Source organism: Enterococcus sp. DIV1314a, assembly GCF_051713805.1.
Classification (GTDB): Bacteria; Bacillota; Bacilli; order Lactobacillales; family Enterococcaceae; genus Enterococcus_I; species Enterococcus_I aquimarinus.
The window spans coordinates 2066226-2078894 of record NZ_JBIOQP010000001.1 but is presented as its reverse complement, the minus strand read 5'-3'; the positions used below and the strand labels follow the sequence as shown (position 1 = coordinate 2078894).

Here is a 12669-nt window from a genome sequence, read left to right as displayed (position 1 = left end):
GCTGATTGTTGCTTTTTTTCCTTACACAATCGAAAATACGTCAGCGAGTCTATCATTCCTGATTAAAACGTTCTTTCTATCTACAAAATGTTATGGATGAACGCTTCGGCAAAGATTTTCAGTTGAAGCTAGCTGAATGTTTTAGAAGGAAATGATGGTGCTTAAAGAAGGTTAAAAACAAGAGAATCAAATGATGTTACCGATAGCTTGAATCACTAAAAAACAGGAATGAGTACGTGCTTGTACTCATTCCTGTTTTGATTGTTAACGAATCACGGCACTTAATTCATCCGTTAAACGTTTTGTAACTTTATCCATTGCAAGATTAATTTCTTCATCGGTCAATGTCGCTTCAGGGTTAGCAAACGTTAAACTATAGGCCAAAGATTTATGCCCTTTTTCGATGTTTTCCCCTTGATAGACGTCAAAGATTGTCACATCTGTTAGATATTTCCCTGCAACAGCTTGAATGACTTGAACAATCGCTTGGTTCGTTACGGTTTCTTCCACTAATAACGCAATGTCACGAGAGACACTTGGGAATTTACTTACTGGTTGATAAACGAAGGTTTTTTCATAAGCAATAATCGCCTCTACGTTTATTTCAGCCACATACGTTTCCGGAATGTCATAAGCTTTGGCTGTCGTTGGATGTACTTGACCAATGAAACCAATATATTGTTCCCCTAAATAAATCGTTGCGGTTCTTCCCGGATGCATTTCTTTAATATCCGTACTCGCTTGATACGTAATGTGATCGACAAGCGACAAACTTTCGAATAAGTGATCAAGCGCACCTTTTAAGTGGAAGTAGTTCACTTTTTCAGCTTTTCCTTGCCAATCTTTTTGGACCCATTCACCTGAAAGTGCGAGTGCCAGATGATTTTCCTCCACAGGTAATTCATTTTTCACTTCGCTTGCTTGGTGGAAGACATTGCCAATTTCATAAAACGCCAGTTGTTGATTTTTACGAGCGACATTATAAGCGACATCATCGAGTAACCCACTAATTAAATTCATGCGTAAGACACTGCGCTCTTCCGTCATCGGCCAATCTAAACGTGTCGGATGGCTTGGAGTGAATAAAAATTCACTTGACTTTTGCTCTGTAGTTAGCGCGTAACTAATCGCTTCGCTGAGTCCAATTCCTTCAAGGACACTCCGGATTTTACGAGTCATCCGTTGATTTTTCGTTAACGATCCGGCAATTGTTTCACCACTTGGTAATGTTGAAGGTAAATTGTTATAGCCATAAATCCGAGCGACTTCTTCAATCAAGTCTGCTTCGATTTGAATATCCCAACGTCTTGGTGGCACAGTCACACTATAGGTTCCTTCACTGACTGTTGCGGTGAAACCTAATGCTTCAAAAATCTCACTCACGATTTCCTCCGTCAAGGTAGTTCCTAAATAGCCATTGATTCGCTCTAACGTAATTGTGACAGTGACTGCTTGGGCCGTCACTTCTGAGCCAACGACTGCCCCTGTAAGAACTTCTCCTCCTGCAAGAGAGGCAATCATCGCTGCGGCAACATCACACGCTTGGGCAATGGTTGCTTGGTTAATGCCTTTTTCAAAGCGCGCAGAAGATTCGCTTCGTAAATTAAATTGTTTCGACGTACGGCGAACGGATAATGCGTCAAATAAAGCGGCTTCTAGCGCAATCGTCGTCGTTTCTTCCGTCACTTCCGAGTCTAATCCTCCCATAACACCCGCTAACGCGACTGGGACTTGCCCATTCGTGATCACGGTATTTTCAGGTGTTAATTGTCTTTTTTCGCCATCTAATGTGACAAATTCTTCCGCTGCTTTTGCCCGTCGAACGACAATTTCTTGACTACCTAGGCGGTCATAATCAAACGCATGCAACGGTTGGCCAAATAAGATTAACACGTAATTTGTCACGTCTACGACATTATTAATCGGACGAATGCCAGCATTCATCAAACGATTTTGTAACCACTGGGGACTTGGCGCAATCTTAACGTTTTCGATAATACGAATTTGATAAGCTGGCGCATCTTGGTTGTCTTCAACGGTGACTTGAATCTTATCTTTTGCTAGGCGAGGTACTTCCACGAGTGCTTCATCATGAAACTTCGGCTCTTGACGATAAATCGCGCCAACTTCATAAGCCACCCCACGCATGCTTAAAGCGTCTGCTCGGTTTGGCGTAATCGATAGCTCAATGATTGCATCGTCCATATCTAAGTAAGAAAAGACTTCCTCACCCGGAACAGCGTCAGCTGGTAAATATTGAATGCCTTCAGAATACTCTTTTGGAATTACGGAATCGCTATAGCCAATTTCTGCTAATGAACAAATCATACCGTTTGAAACTTCTCCACGGATTTTACCCTTTTTAATTTTGGTATTGCCGACAATTCGAGCGCCTGGCAATGCCACGATTACTTTAATGCCTGCTTTGACATTTGGTGCGCCACACACAATTTGCGAAAGTTCTTCTTCCCCAATATTGACTTGGCAAATATGTAAATGATCAGAGTCAGGATGGTCGACACATTCAATAACTTCCCCTACGATGATTTTCTTTAAGTTTTCAGCTGGCGTTTCGATGCCTTCTACTTCAATTCCCGTAATGGACATCATATCACCGAGTTCTTTTGGTGAAACGCTTGATAAATCTAAATATTCATTTAACCATTTATATGAAACTAACATATGTTCTTATTCCCCCTTAAACTGATGAATGAAACGGATATCATTTTGGTAGAAGTTACGGATGTCATTCACACCATAGCGTAACATGGCAATTCGGTCAGGTCCTAACCCAAAAGCAAACCCTGAATACACACTCGAATCAATACCAGACATTTCTAAGACATTCGGATGTACCATACCCGCGCCGAGTATCTCAATCCATCCAGTTTGCTTACACACATTACACCCTTCTCCGCCACATTTAAAGCAACTCACGTCAACTTCAACAGAGGGCTCTGTAAATGGGAAATAACTTGGGCGTAAGCGGATTTCACGATCTGCACCAAACATCTCTTGCATTAAGACTTCAAGGGTTCCTTTTAAGTCTCCCATTGTAATGTGCTTATCAATGACTAACCCTTCAATTTGGTGGAATTGGTGACTATGGGTTGCATCATCCGTATCACGTCGGAAAACTTTCCCTGGTGAAACCATTCGTAAAGGTCCCTTTGAAAAGTCATGTTGTTCCATCGTCCGTGCTTGAACAGGTGAGGTATGCGTCCGTAACAACACTTCTTCTGTAATGTAAAAAGTATCTTGCATATCACGGGCTGGATGGTCTTTTGGTAAATTCATTCGTTCAAAGTTATAATGATCCCGCTCAACTTCGTATCCTTCAATGACTTGATACCCCATCCCCACAAAGATGTCTTCGATTTCTTCCATAATTTGCGTTAGCACATGACGTGTTCCGATTGGCATTTGTTTGCCAGATAGCGTAACATCTAAACGTTCTTTCGCTAATGCAGCGTCTAACGCACTGGCTTCTAACGCTGATTTTCTCGCTTCAAGGCTTTCTGATAATAAATCACGTATTTCATTGGCAAAACTTCCAACTTTTGGTCGCTCTTCAGCCGATAAGTCTTTCATCCCGCGTAATACTTCTGTAATCGGACCCTTTTTCCCTAACGTTTCAACTCGAATTTGATTTAACACCGCTAAATCTGTTACTTCTTCAATTTTTGCTAATGTTTGGTCTTTTAACGCTTCTAATTTTTCTTGTAAAGACATGGAAACCCTCCTTAATAAATCATCATAGAAAAGAAAACGACTAAAAAAGAATAAAAAAAACACGAGAAACGTCCTCCTTTATCCAAAGGAACGAATTCTCGTGTTACCATCCTAATTCACAGCTTAAAAAAACTATGCACTTTATTTCTTAACGATTATACTAGATAACCGGCTTATCCCTAAGCAAGCTCCGGAAGTGAACTTCATTTTTCGAATACTTACACTGCTTTCAGTCTATGACAGTGCTCCCTTATTAGTATCAACCAAATTACTCTTTTCCATCGAGGCTTTTTTTTCTATTGAATTACTGCTAGTGTACTAGACTTAATCCCAGAAATCAATAGGGAAGTTCATCAACAAACATGGGAAAAATGGTATTCGTACTTAAAGCAACGAGAAACGTTCGAGTGACAGGCTTGCCTAATGCTTCTTCTAGTGCCTTTTTATATAATCGTAATTGGCCCTGATAATTCGCTTGAAACGCCGCACTATTCCCGTTTATCTTATCCGTTTTAAAATCATATAAGACAATTTCATCTGCATATTCAATGTACCCATCGATCATCCCATGGACTAGTAACTCCGCACCAGGCTCATCAAAATCTAAATAGACTTCTCGGGCATCTTTAATCATCGAAAAAGGTTGTTCCCGTTTCACTTTCTCCGGATTCGCTAAGATTTCTTTTCCTAAGTCCGTTTCAAAAAACCATAGAATGTCCGTCAATGGAATGTTTTTGGCTAACGCCAATGGTAATTGATGACTCGCGACGAGTTCTTGCAATTTCTGCTTTAAATCAGCTAACGTTGGTTTATTCGTCAAAGGAAGTAATTGCAGTAAAGTATGGGTTGCACTCCCCACGGCTGCGCCATCGATTGCCTGTTCTTGAATAAAGTGAGGCTTTGTCAAACGTTCACTTACGTAACGGTAGTGCTGTCGCTGACTTTGTTCGAATGTACTTTCCCAAGCTAGTTTTGCAATCTCATTTTCATCTGGATCATTATACAGGCGCTTCATTTCCGAAACACTTTGGTAACTGGTCGTCATTGTTGATTTTTTTAACGGATAATCAAATTCCAATAATTGGAAGACCGGTGCTAAATCGACTTCTTGCTCTGCTTTTGTTTCATTACCAGTAGAGGCATCGACTTGAAGAGCTTCGGTTAGTTGCTTAATCCGTGCTTCATCCCACCAATCAATTGAAAAAATGGCTTCATGATGGCGCGGTTTGATCGGATTGACCTCATCGTCAAAGAAAGTTTGCATGAGTGGGTGACGCATGAGTGTCATCCCAATCCAATTCATCAAATTCCCACCAGGAGTAAAACGAATCGGTTGCGCCAATAACCAGGCTTCTTCATTCAAGGACACAGACCATTTCTTATAAGCATCTGCCTGGTCTTTATATGAGCCCACAAGATACAGTTTTTGTTCCGCCCGCGTCAACGCAACGTAAAGTTTGCGCATTTCTTCAGACAAGGCTTTTTCAAGACGCAATTGGCGGATGACCTGATATGGTAACGTATCGTAGCGCACCCGTTCCTCATCAATATATTGAATCCCTGCGCCTAGCGATTCTTCTAATACAAAGCGTTTGCTTAAATCTTGATTATTAAAACCTTTGTTTAAATCAAGTAGGAAAACAACTGGAAATTCGAGGCCTTTACTCCCGTGAATTGTCATTAATTTCACACAGTCTTCCACCGAATTCACAAAAGGTTGCGCTAAATCTTTTTCTTTTTCTTGAATTTTTTCAATAAAGCGAATGAATTGATACAAACCGCGGAAACTGCTTGATTCATATGCTTCCGCCCGATTCACTAAGGCAATTAGATTCGCATGACGTTGGGCACCAGAAGGTAAGCCAATCACATAATCAAGATAAGCAGTCTCCTCATAGATTTGCCAAAGAAGGGTCGCAATCGATTGTCGACGGGCCATTTCCCGCCAGTCTTCAAGTTGTTTAGCAAACGTTTGTAATCGTTTCGCTAACGGTGTATCTTGCGTTAAAGCCACTAAAAAAGCTTCATAATAGCTACTGTTTTTATTCGCTAGACGAATAGTCGCTAGCTCTTTTTCATTTAATCCCACAATTGGCGAACGTAAAACAGCTGCTAGGGGAATATCTTGATACGGATTATCAATCAGCTGTAAAAGAGCAATGATGATTTGAATTTCAGTCGCTTGAAAGTAATTCTGGGCATCGTTAATCTCGAGTGGAATCGCAAATGTTTGAAAAATATCTAAAATGGTCAAATGATTTTTCCTTGTAGGGGCTAATAACACAATATCACGATACGTAATCGGGCGATCTTGTTTTAATTTCTTATCGTAAATCAAAAATTCCGAATCAATTAATTCTCTGATTTTTAAAGCAACAATATGCAGTTCGCCTTCTGTTTTATCGTCTAATCCCCATTCACCCGAAAGTTCATCGGGATCTTCTATCACTTCGGATCCTTTTTCATAAAGCAATAATTCCGGTGCGAATGATTCGCTTTTTGGAAAATGCGGAAACCCTGGAATAAGTTGTGCAGCTTGATCATACGGGATTTGTCCGAGTTCTTCATCCATTAGTTGTTGAAAAATATAGTTGGTAAAGTGTAACACTTCTGGTCGAGAGCGGAAGTTTTCGGCTAAAATAATGCGGCGCCCATTTTCTTCTTTTTCATACGCTAAGTATTTTTCAATAAATAAAGTCGGATCGGCTAAACGAAAGGCATAAATGGATTGTTTGACGTCCCCCACCATAAATTGATTGCCATGATGATCATCCGCTTGGCGCACCCAAGATAAAATCGCCTCTTGCAAGCGATTGACATCTTGATATTCATCGACTAAGACTTCCTTAAATTGTTGACGATAATAACTGGAGGCTTCGCTACCTTCTCCTGATTCTCCTTGTAAGATTTGCAGCGCATAGTGCTCAAGATCATTAAACTCTAAAACGGCTTTATCTTTTTTCCGTTGTTGTAATTTGTCCATAAAGGCGAGTGTCACTTGCGCCAATTCTTCAACTAAGGGACTCGCTGCCGCCATTAATTCAAGCATTTTTTCTGGTGGGATTGAAAACAGTTCTTTTAAATGATCCAGCCGTGCTTTCACTGCGTCGCGTTGAATTTTAATCGGCTGAGCGACTTCTTTTTCTTCTGCTTTGCGATATCCCGGAAATCTAGCATACGAGAGCGCTGCTAGTAGCTGATAAAACATATCTAACTGATCACTTTCAAGTGCTTGTAATAAGGCAAGTACTTGCTGTTGATCATCTTCAAGCACTGCCACTAATTTATCAAACCCCTGTTGTTGACTAAGCGTCGCTAAACTGACTTGTAATTGCTGCTTGGCATTTTGCAATTGGTGAACAAAAACCGGTTTTAAGTACTCAATATACAAGGGATTTTGACTTAAATCATCGCTTGCTTGATATAAATTGGCTAAATTGGTTAACCAGGCTTTGGGATTCGGACTCGCTTGGGCAAAGCGATGCAAATTCATCACAACATCGGTTAAGCCTTCATCTGAGCGGTCATTTGAAAAATTTTCGGTTAAACGATAAAAAATATCCGATTTTGCTTCATATTTTTCATCACGTAAGGCTTCCCAGACTTCTTCATTCATTAAGAGGCGCTCGGTTTCATCAGACATGAGTCGAAAGACCGGATCGATTCCTAACAAATAATAATAACGGCGAATGACCGCTAAACAAAACGAATGCAACGTCGAGATATGCGCCATTGGTAATAAGGTTAACTGGCGAACGTAGTGATTACGACGCTCAGAATCACTTTCTTGATTGACGGCCGCTTGTAACGCTACTTGAATTCTTTCTTTCATTTCTTGCGCTGCCGCATCGGTAAACGTCACAATTAATAACTCATCAATATTAGTGCCACTTTTTAATTTTTCAATGACCCGCCGAACCAAGACCGTTGTTTTACCCGAACCTGCCGAAGCAGATACTAACAAATGATCGCCTTCGTCAAAAATCGCTTGCCACTGGGTATCAGTGAACGTCTCATTTTGTGGTTTTAAAGGAATCTTACTCATCTTCTTCTCCTCCAATCCGTTTCATAATTTCTTGTTTTTCAAGTTTTTCAATTCGATGATACTGATTTTCTTTTAGCATCACATCAAAATGACAAACACTGCGAAACGGACATAATTCACACGCTCGTTTTTTATCTTTAACCTTATAATAAGGATTGAGCTTCACTTCTCCTGATAAAATCTGTTGGCCTCCATGCACCAAATTCTTCTCATTGTGTTTACGAAGCCAATCAATTTCTTCTTCTGTATAAAAACGGGCATCATTTTTTTTCGATTTCGTAATGACCTCCTCTTTATTTTTTCTCAAAGGAAACAATACCGAATGCTTCGACGGTTCAATCGATTGATCATAAAGCTCAAATGCCGTTTGATCATCGACAAAAAGACCATTGTATTTAAAGGCTTTTAAGCGCTCTTCTTCCTGCGTTTCTTTTGGATCAATCAAAGGATTATGCACATGGAAATAATACGCTCCAGCGGCTTTAATCTGTTGTTCGCCAATTCCTAAGAGTTGTGTCGCATCTCTTAGTGCCACATCGAGATAAGTAATCAATTGCATCGCTAAACCAAAGTAGGCTTCCGTGAGATCAAACTGGCGACTGCTTGATTTGTAGTCTATCACTGACAGCCAGAGCGCATCGTTTGCTTCCGCCGTATCAATGCGGTCTATTTTCCCACGAACGTACAAGGTGCTTTGTTCATTTAACGAAAGCTCTAATCCTGGAATGCCGACATTTTTGCCAATTTGACCAAACAAGACTTCCGTTTTTTGTGGGTGCAATGCCGTTTTATCACTTTGCTTATGCAGCGCCCACGTCACACGTTCAATCGTTTTGGCTAATTGATAGCGAATAAATTGCATTCGCGGCGAAGCGTCTAGCACATGGTACTGCTGCAAGCCAAAGACTTCTTTTAAGACGCGATCGACAAAGTCATTTTTTTGATTTTCGGTCAAAGAAGTCAACTGTTGCCCTTCTTGCAAGACTAAATGTAAAAAGCGATCTAAGACATCATGAAAAAACTCACCGGTTACTAACGCGTTTAAGCCGTAAATTTCGCGTTCTTTTAGACGCAAACCATAATTCGCAAAATACTTGTATTCACATTCATAAAATGTTTCCATCCGAGAAACAGACGTATAGAGATCTTGCCCATATAAGGCTTGTGCCATGACAGCTGTTAACGGCTGAGGAATATTTTTCTTCACTTGACTGGCTAATACTTTTTTTGCAAGCGGTCCATATGAAGATTGTAATAAGGCTTCTTGTAAGACGCGCCACGGTTTCGGTAACATCGTTTTTTCTTCTTGGACTTGACGATGAATACTATTTAGTTGGCGCACTAGGCCACGATACGAACCAATATGATGCGTGAAAGGACTCGCTAAGGTTAACGTGTCGCGTCTTTGTTCAGGCACGTGACACCACTGAATCAGCCGTTTCACATAAGGCGAAGCTTGGATATTTTGTTTCTCATCTTGATTTTTAGCGTACGTCAAATATACTTTTTGGCTCGCTGATAAGAAGACGCTATAGGCAACAAAAGGTTCATTACGAATCGTGGTTTCATGATGATCGCGAATGAATTGTTCTGGTGGTAAATAAGAATTTAGATACGTCCGTTCATCACTTGACAACAAGGTCTTATTTTCCACTTTGCGCGGGAAGCTTCCTTCGTCAAGCCCAATTGCAAACGTAATTTTACTTTGAAGCGGTCTTGCTAAATCAAGCGGATTAATCTGAATTTGATCAATCGCCGTGGGAATTTTCCCGAATTGTAAATTGGCTAAGCCAGCTGTTAACATATCTTCAAACAAACTGAGTTCAAAGGTTTCTTCTCCGTAAATCTCAACAAACTGATCCAATAACGTCATGAGGGCATCCCACGTTTGTTCGTGATTACGCGCAGCTTCTAAATTCCCGCGTTCAACTTCTTGGTTACGCCAAAAAATTAATTGTTGCTCGATTCCGTTATCTACTAGAAATTCATAAAAAAGAGTCACACCTTGCGTCATGGTTTGAGCGTTATTTAAGCGCGTCGCAAACGAAACGATATCCCGACGAAAAGCTCGTCGGACTTGGTTGGTTTCTTCCGTTAATCTTTTGGTATCTTCTAGTTGCTCCGCTTCAAAATCATAGGCGATGAGCTGCCAATCTTGCTCTTTGATCCAGGCATTTCCTTGGAATTGATGAGCTAACGCCACATTTTCGGTTAAATCAAGTTGGCGACGAAACGCATTGCGTCCTTGCTGCCAGTTTTTTTCAGATAGTTGCCAATCGCTCGGAATATAGAGTTCACTACGTAAAAAACGGAAAATATCTTTCAAGCGATAATGATATTTTGGTAGCGCAAATAACCCTTGAACCAATTCGACTAATGGATGCTGATCCATTTTTTTATTTTCATCTAAGTAATAAGGAAGAGCCATTTCTTTAAAAATCGTTGGAATCAACGGATAATACACTTGTGGATTCAACGTCAGTAATTGGATATCACGATAAGACAAAGGTGTTGGGGTGTGTTTTGAATTTACTACTAAACGCTTAATCTCAACGGCGATTTGTCTTAATTCTTCACTCGGTGTTTGGGCTTGCCAGATTTCAACAAAATCATCGATTCTTTCATTAAGCAGCTCATGCTGTTGCTGGCTTTTTTGCCAATACGACGCTAACGCATGATATCCTGGAGCAACTTCTGTTAAGATTTGGGCTTTTTTATCAAAGTAGACAGGGATTTTTTGTTGCTGCGCAGATGTCTTCAAAAGCTGATACGTTTCTTTTCCCTCATAAAAAAGGTCTAATGGATCCGTCTGATCATTGGGTCGATCCATTAACAAATCAATACAAACATTCGATTTCTCCATTAATACTTGAACGAGTGATTGCTCTTGCGCTGAAAAACTAGAAAAGCCACTAATAATAAATAACGTATTCGTTAACGAACTCTCACCCGTTGAGGAATCGTTATCCAATTCCTGTAAATACTGCGTTAGAAGAGATAATGGTTGGGAAACTTCTAATTCACGCTTCATTAATTCTTGTTCGTAGACCGAAAAAATCAGCTGTAATTCGCGCAACTTCATCTGAACGTCGTTTTCTCGTGGCGCTTTCGTCATCCCCGTTTCTGATGAAGTGAATAAGAAATCCTCTAACTGCACATTCCCAATTTGAAATTCTTGGTATAACTCAAGCAATTGCGCCACAAAACCACCTTGCTCAATTTCTCTGCGATACAGCAGGAGATCTTCTTTTACTTGCGAAAGTACTTTACGCATCAGCAGCAACGCACCTGCTTCGTTGACTTGTTCTTTTCCTAATTTCCCGGTCCTTTGTAGAAAATACCAAGCCAAACGATGAAAACTATAGACTTGGCTATGAATGGTACTAAAATGAACTTGGTTCCGTTTGTTTTTTAAACCACTTAATAGTTCCATTTCTCTTTCAAACTTATTATAGTTTGGCACTAGAAAAAAAACTTCGTGACCTGAAGTTTCTAGCCATGTTGATGCTTGCTCTAAAACGGCCTCGTGGTGATTGGTTTCTCCTCCACCAATGATAAATTGTAAGGTCAAATTGAGCCCTCCTTTTCTTTTTTACGGAAAGCGATTGATTTTATTCGGTGGCCAAAACCGGAATTTGACCTCCCCAATCACTTCTTCTTGTATGACAACACCAAATATGCGACTATCGCGCGAAATTTTCCGATTGTCTCCTAATACAAAATACGCATCATAAGGAATTCTTGTCTCGAATATATCGTCGGTTAAAACCGTGTTTTTAGCTAACGTCGTTTTTAAATCTGCTAAAAAAGGTTCTTCTATTTTCTTCCCATCGACATAAAGAATGTCATTCTCATAACGGATCGTTTCCCCCGGCAAGCCAATAACACGCTTAATTAAGGGTTTATTGGTTTCTTCTTCTCTAAAAACAATAATATCAAATCGGTCTAACTGTCGCCTTTTTAAGACGAATAACCGTTGATTCTCCATTAAATTCGGCACCATCGAATCGCCCTTGACGACTACTGGAACAATATAGCGCAGGAAACCGATGAATAACAATAAACACAGAATCACTGGACTCCATTTTATCAACTTTTTACGAAACATCAGGTCTCCCCTTTCTTTTTAGATCCTTTTAGTCTAACACAGCTTGGATCATGGTCTTTCGATGAATAAAAAAAGAAAATCCCTGAATCAAATGGAAAGTGACACCCAAAAGATAGATTGTCCGTCTATTTTCGAGGTCGCTACAAATGTGCATTCAGGGTCTTTTTTACGATTGGTTTAAGATAATATCAATAGTTGTCCCTTTTTTCAAACGCTTCGTTAAAAAAGGCAATAGTTCTTCCAATGATTGGTTAAAACGAAAGAGCGGTAAACGCAATCCTTTACGAAAGAAATTAATTTTAATTTCTTTACTTTGAAGATTATGAAGAATGACAACACGGTCAATCTCCTCGTATTGAACCCCCTTATTATCTAGCGAATGAAGGACAATCCGATTTTTAGCCAAGCCGCGATTATTATAAATATAACTTAAAACGACGAGCGCAGAAATCGCACCACGAAAGAGTTCTGCGAATGAACTGGCACTAAGATACATTGAAAAAACAAGCAATGCCGCAAAAATAGGGAAAAAAATACTATTCATTGATTTCCGCTTCGTCACGAAAACCAATTCTTTATGAAGTAAAGTTAAATAAATATATAAGATAAGCGTAAATACACTTAAGAGCAACGTTAAAAAATCCATCGCGATTCATTCCTTTCTAAGCAACTGCCTTCTTGTAGCCCTAGCCAAGTGAAACCGTCCTTCATTCAATCGTTTTTGAACGGATAAAAAAACATGACTGACAAGACTTTCTATCTTCTATTCTATCGTTAAATGAGA

6 protein-coding genes are annotated in these 12669 nt (G+C 39.9%); all 6 read right to left on the bottom strand.

Going from position 1 to position 12669, the window contains the following annotated elements; all coding sequences use genetic code 11:
* Positions 1-264: 264 nt before the first annotated feature.
* The 6 genes from pheT to IGI68_RS09835 all read right to left on the bottom strand — a co-directional run bounded on the left by pheT (position 265) and on the right by IGI68_RS09835 (position 12531).
* Positions 265-2682 carry a phenylalanine--tRNA ligase subunit beta gene (gene pheT / locus IGI68_RS09860; RefSeq protein ID WP_438732543.1) on the bottom strand — a complete coding sequence of 806 codons (2418 nt, stop codon included), beginning with the start codon at positions 2680-2682 and terminating at the stop codon, positions 265-267.
* 6 nt (positions 2683-2688) lie between these two features.
* Positions 2689-3732 carry a phenylalanine--tRNA ligase subunit alpha gene (gene pheS, locus IGI68_RS09855; protein WP_071873770.1) on the bottom strand — a complete coding sequence of 348 codons (1044 nt, stop codon included), beginning with the start codon at positions 3730-3732 and terminating at the stop codon, positions 2689-2691.
* Between the two features lie 337 nt (positions 3733-4069).
* Positions 4070-7777, bottom strand: a complete 3708-nt coding sequence (gene addA, locus IGI68_RS09850; protein ID WP_438732541.1) for a helicase-exonuclease AddAB subunit AddA — start codon at positions 7775-7777, stop codon at positions 4070-4072.
* Positions 7770-11348 (bottom strand): PD-(D/E)XK nuclease family protein, encoded by a 3579-nt coding sequence (locus tag IGI68_RS09845; RefSeq protein WP_438732539.1) that lies wholly within the window; start codon positions 11346-11348, stop codon positions 7770-7772. The genes addA and IGI68_RS09845 overlap by 8 nt, the downstream gene beginning before the upstream one ends.
* Positions 11349-11369: 21 nt before the next feature.
* A complete protein-coding gene (gene lepB, locus IGI68_RS09840) occupies positions 11370-11885 on the bottom strand; it encodes a signal peptidase I (protein WP_071873767.1) in 516 nt (171 codons plus the stop codon).
* A 166-nt stretch (positions 11886-12051) separates the two neighbouring features.
* A complete protein-coding gene (locus IGI68_RS09835; protein ID WP_071873766.1) occupies positions 12052-12531 on the bottom strand; it encodes a hypothetical protein in 480 nt (159 codons plus the stop codon).
* Between the last annotated feature and the right edge of the window lie 138 nt (positions 12532-12669).

Excerpts from the sequence above, each read along its gene's own strand:
- pheT (WP_438732543.1), bottom strand. The coding sequence starts at position 2,682 with ATGTTAGTTTCATATAAATGGTTAAATGAATATTTAGATTTATCAAGC.
- pheS (WP_071873770.1), bottom strand. The coding sequence starts at position 3,732 with ATGTCTTTACAAGAAAAATTAGAAGCGTTAAAAGACCAAACATTAGCA.
- addA (WP_438732541.1), bottom strand. The coding sequence starts at position 7,777 with ATGAGTAAGATTCCTTTAAAACCACAAAATGAGACGTTCACTGATACC.
- lepB (WP_071873767.1), bottom strand. The coding sequence starts at position 11,885 with ATGTTTCGTAAAAAGTTGATAAAATGGAGTCCAGTGATTCTGTGTTTA.
- IGI68_RS09835 (WP_071873766.1), bottom strand. The coding sequence starts at position 12,531 with ATGGATTTTTTAACGTTGCTCTTAAGTGTATTTACGCTTATCTTATAT.